The 21,836-nt window shown below is 62.7% G+C and carries 18 protein-coding genes; 13 read left to right on the top strand and 5 right to left on the bottom strand.

From position 1 onward, the window contains the following. The first annotated feature begins 7 nt into the window (after positions 1 to 7). The 6 genes from hflX (at position 8) to Q8L25_RS13460 (ending at position 6,757) form a co-directional block, all read left to right on the top strand. Positions 8 to 1,240 (top strand): GTPase HflX, encoded by a 1,233-nt coding sequence (gene hflX, locus Q8L25_RS13435; protein WP_308925298.1) that lies wholly within the window; start codon positions 8 to 10, stop codon positions 1,238 to 1,240. A 2-nt stretch (positions 1,241 to 1,242) separates the two neighbouring features. Next, positions 1,243 to 2,532, top strand: a complete 1,290-nt coding sequence (gene hflK, locus Q8L25_RS13440; RefSeq protein ID WP_308925299.1) for an FtsH protease activity modulator HflK — start codon at positions 1,243 to 1,245, stop codon at positions 2,530 to 2,532. Next, a complete protein-coding gene (gene hflC / locus Q8L25_RS13445) occupies positions 2,532 to 3,428 on the top strand; it encodes a protease modulator HflC (protein WP_308925300.1) in 897 nt (298 codons plus the stop codon). Before hflK ends, hflC begins: the two co-directional genes overlap by 1 nt. A 241-nt stretch (positions 3,429 to 3,669) precedes the next feature. Beyond that, positions 3,670 to 4,830 carry an ATP phosphoribosyltransferase regulatory subunit gene (locus Q8L25_RS13450; RefSeq protein WP_308925301.1) on the top strand — a complete coding sequence of 387 codons (1,161 nt, stop codon included), beginning with the start codon at positions 3,670 to 3,672 and terminating at the stop codon, positions 4,828 to 4,830. A 3-nt stretch (positions 4,831 to 4,833) separates the two neighbouring features. Further along, positions 4,834 to 6,147 carry an adenylosuccinate synthase gene (locus tag Q8L25_RS13455; RefSeq protein WP_308925302.1) on the top strand — a complete coding sequence of 438 codons (1,314 nt, stop codon included), beginning with the start codon at positions 4,834 to 4,836 and terminating at the stop codon, positions 6,145 to 6,147. Between the two features lie 64 nt (positions 6,148 to 6,211). After that, on the top strand, positions 6,212 to 6,757 hold the full coding sequence (locus tag Q8L25_RS13460) for a phosphoribosyltransferase family protein (protein ID WP_308925303.1): 546 nt from the start codon (positions 6,212 to 6,214) through the stop codon (positions 6,755 to 6,757). Between the two features lie 50 nt (positions 6,758 to 6,807). Here the strand turns inward: Q8L25_RS13460 and Q8L25_RS13465 are convergent. Further along, a protein-coding gene (locus Q8L25_RS13465; RefSeq protein ID WP_308925715.1) for an ISNCY family transposase occupies positions 6,808 to 8,327 on the bottom strand; the annotation gives its coding sequence in 2 pieces (ribosomal slippage) (positions 6,808 to 7,436 and positions 7,436 to 8,327; 1,521 coding nt in all). A 208-nt stretch (positions 8,328 to 8,535) separates the two neighbouring features. On the opposite strand from Q8L25_RS13465, the gene Q8L25_RS13470 reads away from it, so the two are divergent. The 5 genes from Q8L25_RS13470 (at position 8,536) to Q8L25_RS13490 (ending at position 15,996) form a co-directional block, all read left to right on the top strand. Then, positions 8,536 to 9,045: a GNAT family N-acetyltransferase gene (locus Q8L25_RS13470; RefSeq protein WP_308925304.1), complete on the top strand. Its 510-nt coding sequence runs from the start codon at positions 8,536 to 8,538 to the stop codon at positions 9,043 to 9,045. Beyond that, a complete protein-coding gene (locus Q8L25_RS13475; protein ID WP_308925305.1) occupies positions 9,042 to 9,965 on the top strand; it encodes a WD40 repeat domain-containing protein in 924 nt (307 codons plus the stop codon). The genes Q8L25_RS13470 and Q8L25_RS13475 overlap by 4 nt, the downstream gene beginning before the upstream one ends. A 123-nt stretch (positions 9,966 to 10,088) precedes the next feature. Beyond that, complete coding sequence (locus Q8L25_RS13480) at positions 10,089 to 12,473, top strand: TerB N-terminal domain-containing protein (protein ID WP_308925306.1); 2,385 nt, start codon at positions 10,089 to 10,091, stop codon at positions 12,471 to 12,473. Further along, positions 12,470 to 13,771, top strand: coding sequence for an ATP-binding protein (locus tag Q8L25_RS13485; protein ID WP_374694270.1), 1,302 nt, complete (start codon positions 12,470 to 12,472; stop codon positions 13,769 to 13,771). Before Q8L25_RS13480 ends, Q8L25_RS13485 begins: the two co-directional genes overlap by 4 nt. Positions 13,772 to 13,773: 2 nt before the next feature. After that, on the top strand, positions 13,774 to 15,996 hold the full coding sequence (locus Q8L25_RS13490) for a DEAD/DEAH box helicase (RefSeq protein WP_308925307.1): 2,223 nt from the start codon (positions 13,774 to 13,776) through the stop codon (positions 15,994 to 15,996). Here the strand turns inward: Q8L25_RS13490 and Q8L25_RS13495 are convergent. After that, positions 15,993 to 16,694 carry a hypothetical protein gene (locus tag Q8L25_RS13495; protein WP_308925308.1) on the bottom strand — a complete coding sequence of 234 codons (702 nt, stop codon included), beginning with the start codon at positions 16,692 to 16,694 and terminating at the stop codon, positions 15,993 to 15,995. The genes Q8L25_RS13490 and Q8L25_RS13495 overlap by 4 nt on opposite strands. Before the next feature lie 173 nt (positions 16,695 to 16,867). Here Q8L25_RS13495 and Q8L25_RS13500 point away from each other — a divergent pair, with 173 nt between their 5' ends. Next, positions 16,868 to 17,494, top strand: a complete 627-nt coding sequence (locus Q8L25_RS13500; protein ID WP_308925309.1) for a flavin reductase family protein — start codon at positions 16,868 to 16,870, stop codon at positions 17,492 to 17,494. Positions 17,495 to 17,565: 71 nt separating this feature from the next. Then, positions 17,566 to 19,347 carry an ATP-binding protein gene (locus Q8L25_RS13505; RefSeq protein WP_308925310.1) on the top strand — a complete coding sequence of 594 codons (1,782 nt, stop codon included), beginning with the start codon at positions 17,566 to 17,568 and terminating at the stop codon, positions 19,345 to 19,347. Here Q8L25_RS13505 and Q8L25_RS13510 read toward each other — a convergent pair. The 3 genes from Q8L25_RS13510 to Q8L25_RS13520 form a co-directional block, all read right to left on the bottom strand. Further along, positions 19,278 to 19,517 (bottom strand): hypothetical protein, encoded by a 240-nt coding sequence (locus Q8L25_RS13510; protein ID WP_308925311.1) that lies wholly within the window; start codon positions 19,515 to 19,517, stop codon positions 19,278 to 19,280. The two genes, Q8L25_RS13505 and Q8L25_RS13510, sit on opposite strands and share 70 nt — an antisense overlap. A 66-nt stretch (positions 19,518 to 19,583) precedes the next feature. Continuing rightward, entirely contained in the window at positions 19,584 to 20,918 is a 1,335-nt protein-coding gene (locus tag Q8L25_RS13515; RefSeq protein WP_308925312.1) for an MFS transporter, read from the bottom strand. A gap of 34 nt (positions 20,919 to 20,952) precedes the next feature. Then, complete coding sequence (locus tag Q8L25_RS13520; RefSeq protein WP_308925313.1) at positions 20,953 to 21,759, bottom strand: substrate-binding domain-containing protein; 807 nt, start codon at positions 21,757 to 21,759, stop codon at positions 20,953 to 20,955. Positions 21,760 to 21,836 lie beyond the last annotated feature (77 nt).

Consider the following 21,836-nt stretch of genomic DNA (forward strand, 5'->3'; position numbering starts at 1 on the left):
TGCCATCATGCGCGCGGCACTAGTCGGAGTTGACTTCGGTCACAGCGACTTTGCCGCCAGCATGGAGGAACTGATGCTGTTGTCGCGCTCGGCTGGCGCCGACCCGATTTCCACCATCACGGCCAAGCGTTCCAGTCCCGATTCCGCCTATTTTGTCGGCAGCGGCAAGGCGGACGAGATCGGTGACGCCGTCGTCAACGATGGCCTGGAAATCGTCATCTTCAACCATGCCCTCTCGCCCGCACAGCAGCGCAATCTGGAAAAGCGCCTGAATGTGCGCGTGCTCGACCGTACCAGCCTGATCCTCGACATCTTTGCGCAACGCGCGCAAAGCCACGAGGGCAAGCTGCAGGTCGAGCTGGCCCAGCTGCAGCATCTGGCCACGCGCCTGATCCGCGGCTGGACTCACCTTGAACGGCAAAAGGGCGGTATCGGCCTGCGCGGCCCCGGCGAGACGCAGCTCGAGACCGACCGCCGCCTGATCGGCGACAGGGTCAAGGCGCTGCGCGCACGGCTGGAAAAACTGCACAAGCAACGCGAAACGCAACGCCGCGCGCGTGGCCGCAATCACACGTTTTCAGTCTCGCTGGTCGGCTATACCAATGCCGGCAAGTCGACCCTGTTCAACGCCGTAACCAAGGCCGGCGTGTATGTGGCCGACCAGCTGTTCGCCACGCTCGACACCACCTCGCGCCGGGTCTATCTCGGCCAGGAAGTGGGCAATGTGGTGATCTCGGACACGGTGGGTTTCGTGCGCGAATTGCCGCACCAGCTGGTGGCGGCGTTTCGCGCCACGCTGGAAGAAACCATCCATGCCGATCTGCTGCTGCACGTCGTCGACGCTTCGTCGCCGGTGCGCATGGAGCAGATCGAGCAGGTCAACCTGGTCTTGCAAGAGATCGGCGCCGATCATATTCCGCAAATTCTGGTGTGGAACAAGATCGACGCGGCCGGGCTGGAGCCTTCGGTGGAGCGCGATGAAAATGGCACGCTCAGCCGCGTATTCGTCAGCGCGCACAAGGGCAGCGGGCTGGACCTGTTGCGCGAGGCCATCGTCGAGATGGCCAAGAGCGCGCCGCGTTCGGCCCACCTCTATCAGTACGATGCAGCACAGGACGGCCTGCCGATCGGCGAAGCAGACGATCAGCAGGACTTGCATGATGGCGCCGCCCCGGACCAGCCAGAAGAAGCTGGCCAGGACGATGGTATTTCCACCCACTCCAAAGTCGGAACACGATAGTTATGCTTGTCTCCCTACTCAAAAAAACAGGCTTGAAGTTGTCCCTGAATGACCCCCGCTGGGGCAACAACAAGGACGACGGCAAGAAAGCCCAAGAAGGCAAAAAGCCCGGCGAAGGTCCACCGGATCTCGATCAGCTGTGGCGCGATTTCAATCAGCGCCTGAATGCCTTCTTCGGCCAGAAGAACCGTCCCGACAACGGCGGCAATAACGGCAACAACAACGGGGGCGGCAATGGTCCGCGTCCGGACATGAAGGGCGCCGGCATTACCGCCGGCGTGGTCGGCGTGATCGCCGTCTTCATCTGGCTGGCCAGCGGCGCCTTTATCGTGCAAGAGGGCCAGAACGGCGTCGTCATGACGTTCGGCAAGGTAGCGCGCACCACCCCGGCCGGTTTCAACTGGCGCTGGCCGTATCCGTTCCAGACCGACGAAACCGTCAACGTGTCGCAGGTGCGCACGGTCGAAGTCGGCTACCGCCAGTCGCTGCGCAACAAGCAGGCCACCGAATCGCTGATGCTGACCGACGATGAAAACATCATCGACATCCAGTTCGCCGTGCAATATACGCTGAAAAGCCCGGTCGACTGGCTGTTCCAGAACCGCGACCAGGAAGACACCTTGCGCCAGGTCGCCGAAACGGCGATCCGCGAAGTGGTGGGTCGCAGCAAGATGGACTTCGTCCTGTATGAAGGCCGTGAAAAAGTGGCCTACGAAACCCAGGCGCTGATGCAGCAGATCGTCGACCGCTACAAGCTGGGCGCATTGATCACCAACGTGACCATGCAGGCGGTGCAGCCGCCGGAGCAGGTGCAAGCCGCGTTTGACGATGCGGTGAAAGCGGGCCAGGACCGAGAACGCCAGAAGAACGAAGGCCAGGCTTACGCCAATGACGTGATTCCGAAAGCGCGGGGCGCCGCCTTCCGCCTGATGGAAGAAGCCGAAGCGTACAGCGCCATGGTGACCGAGAACGCCGCCGGTAACGCCTCGCGCTTCAAGCAGGTGCTGGTCGAATACCAGAAAGCACCGGCCGTGACGCGCGACCGCATGTACCTGGAAACCATGCAGCAAGTGTTCAGCAGCGCCAGCAAGGTCATGGTTGACGCGAAAAGCGGCAGCAACCTGCTGTACCTGCCGCTCGACAAGCTGATCGCCCAGACGGCCGCGACCGACGCCAGCGCCGCTGCCGCGCGTGCCGCCGCCCCTGCCACCACCACTGTTTTGCCACAGGACGCCATGCCGACAGTCGAAGTCAATACGCGCCGCTCTTCGCGTGAACGGGAGAGCCGCTAATGAACCGTATCGTAGCCGCCCTGATCGCTGGCTTTATCGCGATCATGCTCCTCTCCTCGACCGTGTTCGTGGTCGACCAGCGCAAGCACGCAGTCGTTTTCGCCCTTGGTGAAGTCAAGGAAGTGATCAGTGAACCTGGCTTGTACTTCAAGCTGCCGCCGCCGTTCCAGAACGTGCTGTACCTGGACAAGCGCATCCTGACGCTGGACACGCCTGAGCCGGAACGCTTCATCACGGCCGAGAAGAAAAACATTCTTGTCGACGCCTACGTGAAGTGGCGCATTGCCGATCCGCGCCTGTATTTCCGCAGCTTCGGCGGCGATGAAAATCCGGCCCGCAACCGCATGTCGCAAATCGTCAAGGCGGCCCTGAACGATGAAATCACCAAGCGCACCGTGCGCGAAGTGATCTCGGGCCAGCGCGGCAAGGTGATGGAGGCGATCCTGGCCAAGGTCTCTGCCGAAGCGAAAACGATCGGGGTCGACATCATCGACGTGCGTTTGAAACGCGTCGACTACGTCGAGCAGATCAACAACTCGGTGTACGAACGGATGAAGTCCGAGCGCGTGCGCGTGGCCAATGAGCTGCGTTCCACCGGTTCGGCCGATTCCGAGAAGATCCGTGCCGACGCCGACAAGCAGCGTACCGTGATCCTGGCCGAAGCCTACCGTGAAGCCGAGAAGCTGCGCGGCGAGGGCGACGCCAAGGCGTCGCAGATCTACGCCGAAGCGTTTGGCCGCAATCCGGAGTTCTACAAGTTCTACCGCAGCCTGGAAGCCTACCGCGCCACGTTCAAGGACAAGGGCGACGTGATGGTGGTCGATTCGAGTTCGGAGTTCTTCAAATACTTTAAGGGCAATGGCTCGGCCGGTTCGGCCGGCGCCGCCAAAAAGTAATCCAAGGGCAGTACTTCAGGCGGGGCCGGCAGCGATGCCGGCCCCGCTTTTTTATGGCCGCGATGCTCATGCGGGCCGGTGAAAAGCGCTGTTTTTTTGCCTTGAGTTATCGCCGTGGCGACAACTTATCCCTAAAGCCATACTTTTTCGCGTAAAATATCAGGTTCGGCCTCTTGCCTGGCGCGCCCGCCGCTGCCTCGCCTGATGCATTTTTCAACTTTCTTCCGTATCTCGCTCCCTCATGCCGAATTGGCTTTTGCCCGAAAATATTGCCGATGTGTTGCCGTCGGAAGCGCGCAAGATCGAAGAGCTGCGCCGCCTCATGCTGGATAATTTCCGTCTGTACGGATATGAACTGGTGATGCCGCCGCTGCTCGAATATCTGGAGTCGCTGATGACCGGCGCCGGCAAGGATACCGATCTGCGTACCTTCAAGCTGGTGGACCAGCTGTCGGGCCGCATGCTCGGCCTGCGCGCCGACATGACCACGCAAGTGGCCCGTATCGACGCCCACCTGCTCAACCGTGCCACCGTCACCCGCCTGTGCTATGCCGGCAGCGTGCTGCATACCCGTCCGTCGGGCTTGCATGCTACCCGTGAGCCGCTGCAGATCGGCGCCGAAATCTATGGCCATGCCGGCCTGGAAGCGGACGCCGAAATCCAGGAACTGGCGCTCGCGTCGCTGGCACTGGCCGGCTTTGACAGCGTGCGCCTCGATCTGTCGCACGTCGGCCTGTTGCGCGCTATTATTGCGCAGGATGACGCGGCCGGCCGCGACGAAGCCGCCCTCTACAGCCTGCTGCGCGCCAAGGATGCGCCAGGCCTGCGCGCCCTGACGGCCGCCTACGATGCGGTCACGCGCGACGCGCTGCTGGCCTTGCCGAACCTGTACGGCGACATCGATGTGCTGGCGCGCGCGCGCGAGGTGCTGCCGCCATTGCCGGGCGTGCTCAAGGCGCTGGCCGAACTGGCCGCGCTGGCGGGCTCCGCCCTTGGCCGCGCCGAAGTGGCGATCGACCTGGCCGACCTGCGCGGCTACCAATATGAAAGCGGCGCGATGTTTGCGCTGTATGTACCTGGCTTGCCGAACGCGGTTGCGCGCGGCGGCCGTTATGACCACGTCGGCGAAGCGTTCGGCCGGGCTCGTCCCGCGACCGGCTTCTCGCTCGATTTGCGCGAACTGGCGCGCCTGTTGCCGACCGCGGAGCGCAAGCATTCGATCCGCGCGCCGTGGGGCAGCGCGCCAGAATTGAAGGAAAAAATCGCCGAGTTGCGCAAGGCGGGCGAGGTCGTGATCCAGAGTTTGCCGGGTCACAGTAATGAACAAGACGAGTTCGAGTGCGATCGCGTGCTGGTACTTGCCGATAATGGTAGTAGCTGGATTCTTAAAAACTTAGGTTGAGTGATGTCAAAGAAAATTATGGCAAAGAACGTCGTTGTCATCGGCACCCAATGGGGCGATGAAGGTAAAGGCAAGATCGTCGATTGGTTGACCGATCACGCCCAGGGTGTGGTGCGCTTCCAGGGCGGCCACAATGCAGGCCACACGCTGGTCATCGGCGGCGTGAAAACCGCGCTGCAACTGATCCCTTCGGGCATCATGCGTCCAGGCGTGGCCTGCTACATCGGTAACGGTGTGGTGGTGTCGGTGCCGGACGTGCTGCGCGAAATCGACAAGCTCGAAGCGATCGGCGTCGAAGTCGCCTCGCGCCTGAAAGTGTCGGACGCGGCGCCCGTGATCCTGCCTTACCACACCGCGATCGACCTGGCGCGTGAAGCCAAGCGTGGCGATGCGAAGATCGGCACCACCGGCAAGGGCATCGGCCCGGCCTACGAAGACAAGGTTGCACGCCGCGCGATCCGCATCGCCGACCTGCTGAACGAGAAGCGCTTTGCCGAGAAACTGGCCGAGAACCTCGATTACCATAACTTCGTGCTGGAAAACTACCTGAAGGCGCCGAAAGTCGACTATCAGAAGACCCTCGACGACGCGCTGGCCTACGTGCCGCGCCTGCGTCCGATGGTGACCGACGTGTCGAGCGCGCTGTACGCGGCGCACAAGGCCGGCGCCAACCTGCTGTTCGAAGGCGCTCAGGGTTCGCTGCTCGACGTCGACCACGGCACCTACCCGTTCGTCACCTCGTCGAACTGCGTGGCCGGCAATGCCGCCGCCGGTTCGGGTGTCGGTCCCGGCATGCTGCATTACATCATGGGCATCACCAAGGCCTACACCACGCGCGTCGGCTCCGGCCCATTCCCGTCGGAACTGCCGACCGATGCCGGCGTCGGTCACCACCTGGCGCAAGTGGGCCATGAATTCGGCACCGTGACGGGCCGTGCCCGCCGCTGCGGCTGGTTCGACGCCGCCTTGCTGCGCCGCTCGGTGCAGATCAACGGCGTGTCGGGCATGTGCCTGACCAAGCTGGACGTGCTGGACGGTATCGAAACGCTGAAGCTGTGCACCGGCTACACCATCGATGGCGTGTCGGTCGACATCTTCCCGTCGGGCGCCGAAGAAGCGGCCCGCTGCGTGCCGGTGTACGAAGAGATGCCAGGCTGGACCGAAAGCACGGTCGGCGCGAAATCGCTGGCGGCCCTGCCGGCGACTGCGCGCGCTTACATCAAGCGCATCGAAGAGCTGGTCGGCGTGCCGGTGGACATGGTTTCGACCGGTCCGGATCGCGAAGAAACGATCGTCCTGCGCCACCCGTTCGAATAAACGCGTAGCACCCCAATCCGCCGCAAGGCGGATTTTTTCAAGCAAAGCATAAAGACAGAACATCATGACTACGCCACAAAGCAATGACCAGCACCTGTGGGTGAACTGGGAAGAATACCACCGCCTGATCGAGCGCCTGGCGCTCAAGGTCCATGAATCGGGCTGGAAGTTTGACCAGGTGCTGTGCCTGGCCCGCGGCGGCGTGCGCCCCGGCGACGTGTTCTCGCGCATCTTCGACCTGCCGCTGGCGATCCTGTCGACCAGTTCCTACCGCGAAGACAAGGGCACGACCCAGGGCGACCTCGATATCGCCAAGTACATGACGATGACCAAGGGCCCGCTGGCCGGCCGCATCCTGCTGGTCGATGATTTGGCCGATTCGGGCGTCACGCTCGACAAGGTCACGCGCCACCTGAAAGACAATTTCCCGGGCGTGACCGAAGTCAAATCGGCCGTGATCTGGCTGAAAGGCTGCTCCGTCGTGCGTCCCGACTACTTCCTGGAAGAGCTGCCGCACAACCCATGGATCCATCAGCCGTTCGAAGACTACGACGGCCTGCGCCCGCACCAGCTGGCGGCATGGATCAAGAAAGGCGAAACGGGCAAGTAATTCCCTTTCGTGTAGCTTAAAAAAAGACGATCGTGTATCGTCTTTTTTTTCTAGGTCAGCACATTTAGCTCATCGCACAGTTTCTCCAGTCCCGCCAGATAGTGGGCGGGATCCTTGCGGAAACGATGGCGCTGGCAGCGCGCCTGGCGACGCCGCTCCAGGTCGGCGCGCGTCGCGCGCCATCGGTCTTGCGGTACGGCGGCGAGCATGTCGCGCGTCACCGTGCCGGTCCGGGTAAACAGCGCTGCCGGCATGCGCACACTGCCACTGAGCACCAAAGAAGGCGAAGCGACCTTGCGACCGCTGGCGCGCCGCTCGTGGTAGCGCAGACTGCCGAAGGCCTGCTCCAGCGCATTGTTCGTGCGGGGCAGTCCGGCAATGCGGTAACAATGGAACACATCGCCGCCGTAACTGGCGCTCACCTTGACGAAGTGCGACAGGGCCTTGCGCAAGGTGTCGGGCAGGTCGGGGCACTCCGTGGCGCTGTCCATTTGCGCGAGCCAGTCCCGATAACGCGCCATCAGCGCATCCGCCGATAGCCCCTCGTCATTGCGCAGGATCGCGCTCGCGCCCTGCACCCAGGCCGCGCCTTGCGCCACCTGCGGCCACCATCGTGCGGTACTGCTCAGGGCGCGCCCGAGCATGCCGGCCAGGCGGTTCACTTCTGTGGGCGCCCCCTTTTTTGCGCGGCGCGCCGCGCGCTGGCATGGATGCCGGAGAGCTGTTCGTGCAAGCGCAAGCCACCAAAGACCAGCGGTGCGCGCGCGTCATCGGTCAGCGCGCTGCGCACCGCCGCGCAGTATCCCAGGGAGACTTCGCCGGTCGGCCCGGGCCGTTGTTCGGCAACGCGTTCCAGCGGGCGCACACCACGCACCAGTTTCTTGAGTTCTTTCTTGGCATGCCGGTCCGCCTCCCACAAGGGACGCGCCGCTTCCTTCAAGTAGTGAAATTGGCACAGCTGATGCGGTACCCCGGGCAGGGCGGCGGCGACCGCCTGGCGGATACTGTGCTGGCCGTCGGACACGACCGCCACCACGGGCACCGGCAGGGCGGCCGTCACGTCGGCCAGCAGGCATTGCAGCTCGGCACGCGCCGATGACAGCAGGCTGCGCGCGCACAGCACTTGCCCGGACAGCGTGTCGCGTACCACCCACAAGACCTCATGGCCGACATCGGGCTGCAGGCCGTCAATGGCAAGGATCGCGCGTCCCTGGGCAGCCAGTTGCGTGGCGCGTTCGGGCAAGGTATCGAGTGCCAGGCTGAGCAGAATATCGTACTGCGTCAGCAGGTTCGAGACGCTGCGTTCGGCCAGGTCGACACCTTCCTGGCGCAACTGCTGGAAGATCTCGGGACAAGAGCGATGTTCGCGATAACGCAACTGCCCCACGCGCAGCACCACATCGAAGCTGAATTCCTGCTTGGGTAACGCCCAGCGGCCTTCTTCCTCGGGATGGCAGACCTGATGGAAGCGCGGGCATTGGGTATTCTCGCAGCGGCGGATTTGCAAGCGCAGCTGGATCAGCCCATGCATCGTCACCAGCTTGCGGGTCTTGGTATATGTCGTCGGCATGCGCTGTGCGCATGCCGCGCAGTCGGCGCATTGAAGTGCCAGCGTGTACTGACACTCGGCTTCGCCACGAATAGGACGTCCTGACATGATCGCTCTCCTTGAGGAAGATTCCCATGCGACCTTGGACAGCAACGCGCTTCAATAGTGCCCGCGGGAGAGGTAAGCAGAATGTGCCGCCCTAGTTTTTTTTCGCCTGAAGGAATTGCGCATGACCATCCTGCATACGGCGCGGCTGCGCCTCGAACCCGTCACCGAGCAGCATTACGAGGCCATGCACGCTATGAACTCGGATGTTGAAGTGATGACTTACCTCAATGCCGGCCAGCCCGAGACGGAAGAACACACGCGCGCCGCCGTTGCCCGCATCATGGGGCGCTGGAGCGAGTGGGGCTATTCCTGGTGGGCCTTGATGCGCAAGGACGATGACGTGATGGTCGTTCTGGCCTGTTTGCAGCACATCGCCGGCGACAAGGCGCAGCCGCACGAAATCGGCTGGCGCCTGGCGCGCGCGGGATGGGGCAAGGGGTACGCCAGCGAGGCGGCCGCCGCCATCGTCGACCATGCCTTCAAGGTGGTTGGCGCACCGTTTGTGGTCGCCGTGGCCCACCCCGATAATGCTGCCTCGATCAAGGTCATGACAAGGCTGGGCATGCGCTACACGGGCATGGAAAAACATTACGACCTCGATTGCGTCGTGTATCGCCTGGATCGCCCATGAAGGTAAAACCGTTGAACCTGGGCTGCGCCTACAGCGTGCGGTTTTCGCCCGACGGCACGCGCCTGGCCGTGCTCGGCCACGACCTGATCCTGTGGGACGTGGCGGCGCGCCAGAAGCTGTGGCGCGGCAAGCCGGTGCCCCATTGTTCGGCCATGGCGTTTTCGCCCGACGGCAGCCGGCTGGCCGTGAAAAGCACCACCGGCCTGATGGCGGTGGTCGACGCCGCGTCCGGCGACGTGATCGTCAACTTCCGCAACAAGAAGGACGGCGAAGGCAGCGGCCCGGCCTGGTCGCCGTGCGGACAATACCTCGCCGACGGCGGCTGGAACGGCCGCCTGCAGGTACGGGAAGCGGCTACCGGCGAGGTCGTCTTCGCGCACGAGCATCGCGGCGAAATGCTGCGCGGCGTGAGCGCCATCGACGGCGGCCAGCGCCTGCTGGTCCTGCACGGCGTGAAATCGGTGGAAGAAGGGCAGGCGCAGCCGCCCGATTATGTCACCGTATGGGAATGGCCCCTGCAGGCCGGCGCCGGCCGCACCGTGCTGTCGCTGGCTGGCCTGAGCTCGATTGCCGCTTCGACCGATGGCCGCTACCTGGCGGCGCTGCACCGCGTTGACGGCCTCGAACAGCTGTCGGTGTTTGCGCTGGCCGATGGCCGGCAGTTGGCCAGCACGCCCGCCGGGCAGGGCGGCGGCACCGGCAATACGCTGTGCTGGTCACCCGACGGCGATACGGTAGGGCGCATCGGCAAGGGCAAGCTGGAGTTTTATGGCTGGCCCGGACTGGCACTGCGGCAGGAGCTGGCTTTCATCTATCCGTGTGCGCTGGCGTTCTTGCCGGGTACGCCATTGGTGGCCATAGGCTCGTGGGAAAAAGGGGCGCTGATGGAGTTGACGCTCAATGCGGCAGCGGTGCCGTGAGCTGCATACTGCGCCAGCCTAGCATATTGATTGCTGTCATGAAGTTGCCGAACTCATGTTAGCATTTGGAAATAACAATTAGGTAATTCCAGAAACTCGCGATTGGATACGGGGAGCCGGTTGATGCATTTTCGACAGCACGGCTTGCTCTTTTATTTGGCGTTGGTGGCTGGCATTGTTGTCGTCTTCCTGATGCTGTTCTTCGGAAGACTGGCAGGGCTGATTTCAGTGTGTGCCGGCATACTGTATGTTTATCTGCGATATCGGATTCGTCGGGCCAGCGAGCATGGCGCTTTATTTGAGCAAGATGAAGTGTTGAAAACAATCAGTGCGACATGCGCGGCATCTGGCACGGCAGGCGTGCTGGAAGAAACAACCACTAACGAGAGCAAGGCGACATCGATGGTGCAATACAGTTCAGATGACGCGCGTTCTTCTTCCGAGGCTGCCGGCTTTCGCATTCCCCCGCCACCTGCCGAGCCAATCATGGCGCGCTGGTTTGCACGCAATGATGCGGTCACCGTTGCCGGTTTATCGATTCCTTCAGGCATGGTTTACGTCGGAGAACGCTTGCCAGGACAATATGGCACGCCGGATCCCTGCCTGATCGATCCCCTGAAAACGGTCGATCTGCTTGCTGATTACAACGAGGCGCATACCCACAATGACTGGCCCAATTATTCCGACGTGTCACCGCGCGCTCGCGGTGCCTATTTGAAATGGCTGGCTGACGGACGTAGTGGACCGGAGGCCGATATCGCGAATATCTGGCTGTTTTTCTTTGGCCTGGAACGCCGGGTTCTGCTTGACTACAAGTTCGACAAGGCACTTGCTTCGGAGTTGCCGCAGATTGCAAAAGAATTGCTGCGTCTGTTAAAACATTATGGGAAAAAATCGTCGTTATTTCACAGGCAATGTAGCGACTTTCTGGAAATAGTCAACCTGTTACAGGCGCCGCCGCAGTTGTATCTGCAAGCGATGCCGGAATTTCCTGCCGGCGCCGTGATGCCCATGTATCTGCGTCTCGCCATCGGTCAAGCCGTGGCCGACCAGCAGCCGATTCCGGTACAGCTGGCCTGGGCCTGGGTGCAGCACGAGCCGTCCATCATGCTGCGTACGGCAGCCATCCGTTGCCCTGAACAATTCCACGCGCTCTTTCTGAAGACGTATGTTGCCAAGCATGGCGACCGTATCAAGATACGGCCGACGGCAACCAGGCTGAAATGCGTGTATATGCCAGCGTCTTATGCCATGCGAGGCACCGAGGGGATTGTTGTCGAGACAGGCGATGTTCCTGATGTGCGCACCATGGATGGCCCCGTCAATTTCCTGCAAAAAGTCGTCGATGCTTGCGCAGCCGAACTCGACGCTTATAGCCGTTTTGTCGGGCGTTTTCCCGAACAACGCCATGCGCTGGAAGCGCTGGTGCATTTGCCGCTGGCCATCTGGCCGCCATCGGCAATGCAAGCTCTGCATGATATCAGGACGGCATTGGCCGATGGTGCCATGGCGTTGCCGTTGGCGTCGCTGGCCAGCCGTTTTAATGCGCAAGCGGTGCTCAGCAGCGAGATAGTGAACACACTGGTAAATGCCCTGGCCTCGGTGCAAGTGGCAACCGAACCCGAGCTGTCGACGACGGGCAAGCATGGTGGGGACCAGGTCGTGGCGCTGTTCCTGATGCCCGTCGCCCACCCCGATAAAGGCGCGCCGGTGGAAGACCCGGTTGCCACGCTGGCGCTGGAACTGCTGATCATGCAGGCGCAGCTCAACGACGTGTTCAGCGATGAAAAACTGGTGGTGCTCGACGCGCAGATAGCCTCCTGGACGCAACTGCCAACGTTGCAACAGCGCAGGCTGATGGCGCGTGCGCGATTGCTGCGGCAAGAACCGCTGCTGCCTACTGCGATGCGGCGCAAGGTGGCGGCCGCTGGAGAGGCGGCGCGCGAAGCGTGCGCCGCGTTCATCGTGCGCATCGCCGGCACTGCCGCCCATATGCCGCGTGCCGAGGTAGCCGTGCTGGAGCGGCTGTATGCCTTTCTCGATGTCGACAGTAAAAAACTGTATGTTGCCTTGCACGGCAGCGCAATGGCACCGGCAACAAATCACGCTACCGTATGCGACCGCCCCCCTGCCGGCGTGGTCACGCTCGATATCGCGCGTATAGCCCAATTACACAGCGATAACGAAAAACTGGCCGTTTTGCTAGGTAATATTTTCGTCGATGACCCCGTGCCCGAGCCTGCGGCAATCGTGCCTGCCAGTACGCCTGCGTCAGGCGGCGTGCCCGGGCTCGATGCGGCGCACACGGCATTCATGCGCCAGCTCCTGGCCCGTTCGTCCTGGCCGCGCAGCGAGCTGGAAGCGCTGGCGCGCAGCCTGGACATGATGCTCGACGGTGCGCTGGAACATCTCAATGAAGCCTGCCTCGACGCCTACGACTGCCTTTGTTCGGAAGGCAACGACCCGATTGACATCAATCCCGACATCCACGAAAGAATCGCGCCATGAGTTTGCCACCTATCCGCCCCAGGGACCGCGATGCCGTCCTCCAGTCCTTGCGTGCCGGTGTGGTGCCACGCGTCGGGCAGCACTTGATACAGGTGGGCCGCAAGCATGAGATAGAAACACTGGTGGCCGATCTGGACCGGCTTGTCGACGGTGGCTCGGCGATCCGTTTCGTGATCGGGGAGTATGGTTCCGGCAAGACGTTTTTCCTGAACCTGATACGCGCCGTGGCGATGGAAAAGAAACTGGTCACTGCCAATGCCGACCTGAATCCGGACCGGCGCCTGCATGCCACGGGTGGGCAGGCGCGCTCGCTGTATGCCGAATTGATGCGCAACCTGTCCACACGCACCAAGCCGGATGGCGGCGCGATGACGGGCATCGTCGAGAAATTTGTCTCGACGGCGAAAACCGAAGCGGCGGCGCAGGGCGTGGCGACCGAAACGGTGATACGCCAGAAGCTTGAACACCTGACGGAGATGGTCAATGGCTTTGATTTTGCCGATGTGATTGCCGCGTATTACCAAGGTTTTGAGACGGGCAATGAACAATTGAAGGCCGACGCCATCCGCTGGCTGCGCGGCGAATTCAATACCAAGACCGAAGCGCGCCAGGCGCTGGGCGTGCGGGCCATCGTCGACGATGCCTCGTTCTACGACCAGCTCAAGCTGTTTGCGCGCTTCGTGCGCCTGGCGGGCTTTACGGGCTTTGTCGTCTGTCTCGATGAACTGGTCAATTTGTACAAGCTGGCCAATACCGCCGCGCGCAATGCCAACTACGAGCAAATCCTGCGCATCCTGAATGACACCTTGCAGGGCAATACCGAAGGACTCGGTTTTATCCTGGGTGGCACGCCTGAGTTTTTGCAAGATCCGCGCCGTGGCCTGTTCAGCTATCCCGCATTGCAAAGCCGCCTGGCGGAAAATACCTTTGCCACGGCGGGCCTGGTCGATTACAGCGGCCCGGTGCTGCGCCTGGCCAGCCTGACCCCCGAAGATTTTTATGTCTTGCTGCAAAAAGTGCGCAACGTCCATGCATATGGCGTGGCCGAGAAATTCGCCCTGCCTGACGAAGCGATTCACGCCTTCATGGAGCATTGCGCAAGGCGCGTCGGCGAGGCCTATTTCAGGACGCCGCGTACCACCATCACGTCCTTTGTCGGCTTGCTGGCGGTACTGGAGCAAAATCCGTCGGCACGCTGGCAAGCGTTGCTGGAGCAGGTCGATGTGTTTGCCGATACCGGCGGCGCAGCCGACGCCCAGCTGGAAGCGGACGAAGATTTCGCCGGCTTCCGGATCTGACCGTGTCCGCCGGCGAACAGCGCGCATCGACCGCATTCAGCTTGCTGGACGTACGCATCCAGCGCTGGATATGGACAGAAAAATGGAGCGTCTTGCGCGACGCGCAGGAGCGGGCGATTCCGGCGCTGATCGGCTGCGACCGCGATGTGCTGATTGCCGCCGCTACTGCCGCCGGCAAGACCGAGGCCGCTTTCTTTCCCATCCTGACGCATTTGCTGGCCAATACCCGGGACACCGGCCTGTGCATCTATATCAGTCCGATCAAGGCCCTGATCAATGACCAGTTCATGCGCCTGGAACGGCTGTGCGAACAGCTGGAGATTCCCGTCTGGCCCTGGCATGGCGATATTTCATCGTCGTCAAAAAACCGCTTTTTCAAGCAATCCTCGGGCGTGGTGCTGATTACGCCGGAATCGCTCGAAGCGATGCTGTGCAATCGCGGCTTCCAGGTGCCGCAGTTGTTTGCCAGGCTGCGCTATATCGTGGTTGACGAGCTGCATGCCTTTATCGGTAGCGAGCGCGGCAAGCAGCTGCAGTCGCTGATGCAGCGCATGGAACTGGCGGTGGGGCGCAAGGTGGTGCGGGTCGGCCTGTCCGCGACCTTGGGTGATCTTGGCATGGCGGCCGAATTCTTGCGCCTGCGCGGTGGTGGCGCGGTCGAGACCATCAATTCGAATGCCGATCCTGTGCGTCTGCAGCTTGAAATCAAGGGCTATGTGGAGCCCGCACATTTGCCGGCAGAGCAGCAGGATGCTGCCGCCGTCACGACCAGTTCCATCGTCCGTCATTTGTTCGACACCTTGCGCGGTTCGAACAACCTGGTCTTTCCGAATACCCGCGGGCTGGTCGAGGAATACGCCCATGCTCTGGGCCGGCTGTGCGAGCAGCAGCATATCGCCAACGAATTCTGGCCGCATCACGGCAACCTGTCGCGTGACATACGGGAAGAAACCGAAGCGGCGCTCAAGAACAAGGCTAGCCATGCGACCGCCATTTGCACCAATACGCTGGAATTGGGCATCGATATCGGCGCCGTCAAAAGCATTGCCCAGATCGGCTCTCCGCCATCGGTGGCCAGCATGCGCCAGCGCCTGGGTCGTTCCGGGCGACGCCCCGGCGAACCGGCCATCTTGCGCGGCTATGTCACGGAACAGGCGTTGATGAAGGATTCCACCCTCGATGTGCAGTTGCGTACAGGGCTGTTTACGTTCGCTGCGATGGTCAGCCTGCTGGAAGACAAGTGGGTCGAACCGCCGCAGACGGATGGCTTGCACTTTTCAACCCTGATCCAGCAACTGCTGTCCCTGATTGCCCAGCGTGGCGGCGTACAGGCTGGTGACGCCTATCGTACGCTGTGTGTGCAAGGTCCCTTTCCCGCCTTGGACAAAGCTGATTTTCTCGATATGTTGCGCCATATGGGCAAGCTCGAACTGATACAGCAGGACGCATCCGGTGTGCTGCTGCATGGGGCAAAAGGCGAGCGCATCGTCAATCACTATTCTTTTTATGCCGCGTTTGCGGCGGAAGAAGAATATCGCGTGGTCTGCGATAGCCGCGTGCTGGGTTCCCTGCCGGTGTCGAGCAGCGTATCGATCGGTGACTACATCGTGTTTGCAGGAAAAACCTGGCGTGTCGAGACAATCGACGACGACGGTAAAACCATTTTGGTCAGCAAGACATCGATCGGCAAGGCGCCGGTGTTTACCGGCGGCAAAGGGCACCGGCATGCCAAGATCAGGGAACGCATGCGCGACCTGTACCGTGGCACCGCGGTGCCGCATTTTCTCGATGCCGCTGCCGTTCTCTTGCTGCAGGAGGGGCGCGACAGCTATGCGCGTTGTCGCCTGGATCAACGTGTGATGCTGAGCATGGGAAGCAATATCTATCTGCTGACCTGGCTAGGCGACAAACAGAACGAAGCGCTGGCCGCAGTGCTGCGCAAGGCCGGCTTGAGCGTCTCGGTATCGGGACCTGCGATCGAGATTTTCGCCAAGGAGACCGGCCAGCAGAGGATCGCGCAATGTCTGCGGGCGTTTGCCAGCCAGCCGCCGCCTGACGCGCAGAAACTGCTGGCGGGCGCCTTCAATCTGCGCAGGGAAAAATGGGACTGGGCGCTGCCCGAGCACTTGCTGAAAAAATCCTATGCCAGCTTGCAGATGGATGTGGCCGGAGCGCATGCCTGGGCGCAGCAATATGCGGCCACCCCGCAGGAGCATGACGCTTAAAACCTGATCGGACAGGGCGCCGCCCTGCCTTCGCCAAAACTGGCATGGCCGGACCTGGCGCTGAGGTTCAGCGACATGCTGCCCTTGTCGGGCAGGTAGATGCAGTATTCGCCGGCCGCCGTGATGACGCGGTAGATGCGCTTGGGGTCGTTCGGTGCGCTCCACAGCTCGATGCGGGCCGCCTCATGCCATTTTGGCTTGACCGCCGCATGCGCTTCCGCGAAGCCTTTCGCCAGGCGCGTCTGCGGCGTATCGGCCGGCGCGACGAACTCCTGCGGATGTTCGGCGCGCAGCTGGCGGTCGATGGCGCCGGCCGCTTGCCGGGCCTGCTCTGCCAGGGTAAGGGTACTGGCCCTGGGTGCCGCCGGCGCCGCTTCGGCTGGCAGGGCGTCGTCTTGCGGTGTGGGGGCGGGTGCGGCCTTGGGTGCAGATGGCGTGATGGCAGGATCGGCACGGAACACCGGCAGGGGCGGCGGCGCAGGCTCGGACTTGGGTTCAGCAGGCGCAACAGATTCTCTCGTTGGCGGCAGTGGCGGCATCAGCTGCAGCCAGATGCGTCCGTCGTGTTCCACGCGCTGGTGTACTGGCCGCGTGACCGCCCAGAACAGCGCCAGGTGCAAGACGGCCAGGGCGGCGATGGTCCGGCTCTGACGGCGCCGCTGGAAAACAAAGTGATCTTGCGCAGTGACGGTGCTCATCTGTTTCATGTTTCCCAGAAGTAAGGTGCCACCAGTATGCAAATTTGCAACAACGCTGTAAACCGCTTTCGCACAGTGTGCGTATGGCGCCACCCGAGGTAGCGCCATACGCGCCCGGGCGGTGATTTTGTTAAGCTGTCGTTCCGGCCCCCATTACACACGACAGGAATTGCATGACCGACGATCGCCATTTTTACGAACCTGCGCAGGGCCACGGCCTGCCGCACGATCCCTTCAACGCCATCGTCGGGCCGCGTCCCATCGGCTGGATCGCCACGCGCAGCAATGCCGGCGTGCTCAACCTGGCGCCCTACAGCTTTTTCAATGCCTTCAATTACACGCCGCCGCTGATCGGCTTTGCCAGTATCGGCCGCAAGGACACCTTGCGCAATATCGAGGAAAACGGCGAGTTCGTGTGGAACCTGGCCACGCGGCCGCTGGCCGAGGCGATGAACGCCAGCTGTGCGGCGGCGCCGCCGGAAGTGGACGAATTCGCGCTGGCCGGCCTGACGCCGCTTGCCTCGCGCATCGTCAATGTGCCGCGCGTGCTGGAGAGTCCGGTGTCGTTCGAATGCCGACGCACGCAGATCATCGAACTGCAGGGCCTCAATGGCGACGGTGTCGGCAGCTGGCTGGTGCTGGGCGAGGTGGTGGGCGTGCATATCGCGCGCCATCTGCTCGTCGATGGCGTGTACGACACGGCGGCGGCCGCACCGATCTTGCGCGGTGGCGGTCCGGCCGATTATTTTGAAGTCAGGGCGGACAGCCTGTTCCGGATGCGCCGGCCCGGCTATCCCTGAGGCTTGAATGGCGCGCCGCAGCAGCCGCTATAATCGAGGCTGGCACCATTTACTGGTGCGAAAGGAAAAATATGTTGAACAGTAGCGTCGTCTATCGTGAGGCACCGGATTTGCGCGGTTCGGAGCAGGCGCTGGAATTGCGCGTGGCCGAACTGAGCCAGCAGCTGGTCCTGGCCGAGGCGCAAAAGCGGGAACTGGAAGCGGAGCTGTTCGATGCGCGTTTGCTGCATGGCGTCAGCGCCATGCTGATCGATGAGGACAGCGTCGGCGAACTGTACCAGCATCTGGTGGAGGCCGCCACGGTCATCATGCGTTCCGATTTCGGCAGCATGCAGCGCTACGATCCCTTGCGTGGCGAACTGCAGATGATCGCCAATGTCGGTCTCAAGGAGGAAGCGGTCGCCTTCTGGCAGTGGGTCTATCCGGGACGGGCCACCACCTGCGGCAGGGCGCTCGACCTGGGCCAGCGGGTGATCGTGCCGGACTTCGAAGACTGCGACTTCATCGCCGGCAGCGACGACCTGGCCGCGTTTCGCAAGGCGGGTGTACGCTCGGCCCAATCGACGCCGCTGTTGACGCGCGATGGCCGGCTGGTCGGCATGATCACCACCCACTGGACGCATTGCCACCAGCCGCCGGAGCGCGACCTGCGCCTGCTCGACATCGTGGCGCGCCAGGCCGCCGACCTTATCGAACGCAATACCTCGGCCGAGGCCCTGCGCAACCATGCCAGCCGGCTGGTCGAGGCCGACCGCTACAAGAATGAATTCCTGGCGACGCTGGCGCATGAGCTGCGCAACCCGCTGGCGCCGATCCAGACCGGCTTGTCCATCCTCCGGATCGGCAAGCCCGAGCAGGCGCCGCGCATCCTGACGATGATGGAGCGCCAGCTGGGCCACATGGTGCGCATCATCGATGACCTGCTCGACGTTTCGCGCATCAGCCGCGGCATGGTCACGCTCAAGCGCGCGCGCATCGCGCTCGACGCTGTCATCCATAGCGCCATCGATACCAGCCGCCCCCTGATCGATGCCGCCCGTCATCAGTTCACGGTCACCGTTCCCGAGCAGGCCGTGTGGCTCGATGCCGACCTGACGCGCCTGGCCCAGATCGTCAGCAATCTTCTCAACAATGCGGCCAAATATACGCCGCCTGGCGGCAGGATCGCGCTGGCGGTGGAAACCGTTGGCCGGGAAGTGCTGATCCATGTACGCGATACGGGCATCGGCATTCCGGCGGCCATGTTGTCCGGCATTTTCGAGCTGTTTACCCAGGTCGATTCCGGCATGGAGCGTTCGCAAGGCGGGCTGGGCGTCGGTCTGGCCCTGGCAAAACAGCTGGCCGAAATGCATGACGGCAGCATCGAGGTGGCCAGCCCGGGCGAGGGTGGCGGTGCGGTATTTACCGTGCGCCTGCCGATGCTCGCCGAGATGGCGCCGGATGCGGCCGGCGATGGCGCACACGCCACGCTGATGCCGGCGCGCGCCCTGCGCATCCTGGTGGTCGACGACAATGCGGATGCGGCGCACATGCTGGCGTTGCTGCTCGATCAACTGGGCCATGCCAGCAGCGTGGTGCTGGAAGCGCCAAAGGCCGTCGCGGCCGCGCTGGCATTCCAGCCCGACCTGGTATTTCTCGATCTCGGCATGCCCCATCTGAACGGTTTTGATCTGGCGCGCGACTTGCGGGCGCACCCTGCCTTGAACCAGGCATGCCTGGTGGCGCTGAGCGGCTGGGGCACGGAAGACGACCGCGCGCGCAGCCGGCATGCCGGCATGGCGCATCACCTGACCAAGCCGGTGATGCTGGACGAAGTGACGGCACTGCTGACGCAGGTGGCGCAAGCGGCCTGAGGGCCGGAAATGGCCAGCGGCCGCGCCGGCAGCTGGCTGGTGTCGGGCGTGTTGAACATCCCGGTGCCGCCGTTGATGACCCTGATATACAGGTCGTCGCCCATCTCCTCGGGGAAATGGAAACGGTTGCGCGCCACGCCTTCCGGCACCGATTTGTCCGGCAAGACCATCAGAGGGCCATTTTCTTGGCCCCCGCCAAAAAAAGACGGGGAGCGGGTGTTGCCGGATGCGGTGCATCAGGCCGCGGCCGGATGGCGTTCCTTGACGATGCCGCGATAGATCAGCCACGTGGCCAGCAGGCTGATGGCGCCGGCGCCGGCCATCCAGTAGCCTGGCGCCGCCTTGTCGCCGGTGCCCTCGATCAGCAAGGTCGACACCAGCGGTGTCAGGCCGCCGAACAGCGCGGTGGCCAGGCTGTAGGCCAGCGAGAAACCGGTGGTGCGCACGCTGGCCGGGATGATTTCCGTCAGCGCGACGATGGTGGCGCCGTTGTAGCTGCCATAGAGAAAAGACAGCCACAACTCGACCATCAGCATATGGTCGAAGCTGGGATGGTTGACCAGCCAGGACAGGGACGGATACGCCGTCAGCATGGTCAGCGCGGCGCATGCCGCCATGATCGGCCAGCGTCCGATGCGGTCGGATAGCGCGCCCATCACCGGCAGCCAGATGAAGTTTGACAGGCCGATGCACAGCGTGACGAGCAGGCTGTCTTCGGTGCTCAGTTTGAGCACGCTCTTGCCGAAGGTCGGCGTGTAGACGGTGATCAGGTAGAAGGCCACCGTCGTCAGCACGATCAGCATCGCGCCGGTGACCACCAGCGGCCAGTTCAGGCTGATGGTCTTGATCATTTGCCGGAAGGTCGGATGCGACTTGCGCGCCAGGTAGGCCTCGGTCTCCTGCAGCGAGCTGCGGATGTAGAACACCACCGGGATGATCGAGCAGCCGATGAAGAACGGGATGCGCCAGCCCCAGTCCGCGATGAAGGCAGGGCTCAGGGTCTGGTTCAGGAAATAGCCCAGCGCGGCCGAGAAGATCACGGCCACCTGCTGGCTGGCCGATTGCCAGCTGACGTAAAAACCCTTGTTGCCGGGTGTCGCCATCTCGGACAGATACACCGATACGCCGCCCAGCTCGACGCCAGCCGAGAAGCCTTGCAGCAAACGCCCGGTCAGCACCAGCAACGGCGCCAGCAGGCCGATGGTGGCGTAAGCTGGCACGAAGGCGATCAGCGCCGTGCCGGAAGCCATGATGGCCAGGGTCAGCACCAGGCCCTTGCGCCGGCCGATACGGTCGATATAGCTGCCGAGCAGGATGGCGCCCAGCGGGCGCATGAAAAAGCCCGCGCCGAAGGTGGCGAAGGTCATCATGAGCCCGGCGAATTCGCTGGTGGCGGGGAAGAACGCCCTGGAAATATACGTCGCGTAAAAGCCGAACAGGAAAAAATCGTACATTTCGATGAAGTTTCCGCTCGTCACGCGGATGACGGTGCCGATGCGCGAGGGCGCGCGCAGCGGTTCTTGCGGCGCGACCGACGCGATGTCGGGTGTGGCGGTCGATGGAATGGCCATGGTTTACCTGATGATCAATGATGAAGGGAGGTGGTTAGTGCGTGCTTGCGCTGCGTGCCGCCGCTGCCGGCAGCAGGCCGGTGGCCTCGATTGCGCCGGCGTTGGCCGGCGCGGCGAGGAAGCGCAGCAGGGCGCGTCCGGCTTCCGGCTGCCTGGCGTCACGCACCAGCGCGGCTGAAAACTCGGTCATCAGCTGCACCTCCGCCGGCAGCAGTCCGACGATATCGATGCCTGCGACCGGCATCAGTTCGCTGCGCTGCTGGCAGCCGAAATCGGCCTGGCCGTGGGCGATGATCTCGCCGACCGGGGTGGCGGGAATTTTCGCGGCCTTGCCCTGCATCTGCTGCGTGATCTCCAGCTTGTGCATCAGCTGCTGCTCGATGTATTCGCCGCTGGCGCTGTCCGAATAAGCCACCTTGTTTGCCTGCAGGAAGGCGCTGCGCAGGCCCTCGGTGGTGCTGATGTCGGGCATGGGCGCGCCGTGGCGCACCGCGCAGGCAATCGGCGAGTTCGCCAGCACCACCTTGCTGCCGGGCACCAGGCGGCCTTCCCGCATCAGCTTGTCGAGCGCATCGCCGACCATGATGACGACGTCGATCTGTTCGCCACGCGCCAGCCGCGCGGGAATGGCATGGTTGGTGGTGCCCATCGACGGCCCCCATTCGGACAGCAGATGGTCGCCGCTGGCGCGCTCGTAGGCGGGCGCCAGGTTTTTGTAGGCCTGGGCGAAACCGCCCGAGCTGACCACGCGGATCTCGGCGGCGTGCGCCGCGCCGGTGGCCAGCAGCATCAGGCCGGCCAGCATGGGTGCGGAGCGCCGCACCAGCTTATGTTGAAACATCTTGTCTCCTCCGATGATGAATGGCCCATCATCGTTGAAGTGGCATAATTTGATAATTGCAATTTTTCCAGGGATTA

This window comes from Janthinobacterium sp. J1-1 (assembly GCF_030944405.1).
In the GTDB taxonomy this organism is placed as follows: Bacteria; Pseudomonadota; Gammaproteobacteria; order Burkholderiales; family Burkholderiaceae_D; genus Janthinobacterium.

What these genes read in the sequence shown, in the direction of transcription:
- hflX (WP_308925298.1), top strand. Translation starts at nt 8, where the DNA reads ATGCGCGCGGCACTAGTCGGAGTTGACTTCGGTCACAGCGACTTTGCC.
- hflK (WP_308925299.1), top strand. Translation starts at nt 1,243, where the DNA reads ATGCTTGTCTCCCTACTCAAAAAAACAGGCTTGAAGTTGTCCCTGAAT.
- hflC (WP_308925300.1), top strand. Translation starts at nt 2,532, where the DNA reads ATGAACCGTATCGTAGCCGCCCTGATCGCTGGCTTTATCGCGATCATG.
- Q8L25_RS13450 (WP_308925301.1), top strand. Translation starts at nt 3,670, where the DNA reads ATGCCGAATTGGCTTTTGCCCGAAAATATTGCCGATGTGTTGCCGTCG.
- Q8L25_RS13455 (WP_308925302.1), top strand. Translation starts at nt 4,834, where the DNA reads ATGTCAAAGAAAATTATGGCAAAGAACGTCGTTGTCATCGGCACCCAA.
- Q8L25_RS13460 (WP_308925303.1), top strand. Translation starts at nt 6,212, where the DNA reads ATGACTACGCCACAAAGCAATGACCAGCACCTGTGGGTGAACTGGGAA.
- Q8L25_RS13470 (WP_308925304.1), top strand. Translation starts at nt 8,536, where the DNA reads ATGACCATCCTGCATACGGCGCGGCTGCGCCTCGAACCCGTCACCGAG.
- Q8L25_RS13475 (WP_308925305.1), top strand. Translation starts at nt 9,042, where the DNA reads ATGAAGGTAAAACCGTTGAACCTGGGCTGCGCCTACAGCGTGCGGTTT.
- Q8L25_RS13480 (WP_308925306.1), top strand. Translation starts at nt 10,089, where the DNA reads ATGCATTTTCGACAGCACGGCTTGCTCTTTTATTTGGCGTTGGTGGCT.
- Q8L25_RS13485 (WP_374694270.1), top strand. Translation starts at nt 12,470, where the DNA reads ATGAGTTTGCCACCTATCCGCCCCAGGGACCGCGATGCCGTCCTCCAG.
- Q8L25_RS13495 (WP_308925308.1), bottom strand. Translation starts at nt 16,694, where the DNA reads ATGAGCACCGTCACTGCGCAAGATCACTTTGTTTTCCAGCGGCGCCGT.
- Q8L25_RS13500 (WP_308925309.1), top strand. Translation starts at nt 16,868, where the DNA reads ATGACCGACGATCGCCATTTTTACGAACCTGCGCAGGGCCACGGCCTG.
- Q8L25_RS13505 (WP_308925310.1), top strand. Translation starts at nt 17,566, where the DNA reads ATGTTGAACAGTAGCGTCGTCTATCGTGAGGCACCGGATTTGCGCGGT.
- Q8L25_RS13510 (WP_308925311.1), bottom strand. Translation starts at nt 19,517, where the DNA reads ATGGTCTTGCCGGACAAATCGGTGCCGGAAGGCGTGGCGCGCAACCGT.
- Q8L25_RS13515 (WP_308925312.1), bottom strand. Translation starts at nt 20,918, where the DNA reads ATGGCCATTCCATCGACCGCCACACCCGACATCGCGTCGGTCGCGCCG.
- Q8L25_RS13520 (WP_308925313.1), bottom strand. Translation starts at nt 21,759, where the DNA reads ATGTTTCAACATAAGCTGGTGCGGCGCTCCGCACCCATGCTGGCCGGC.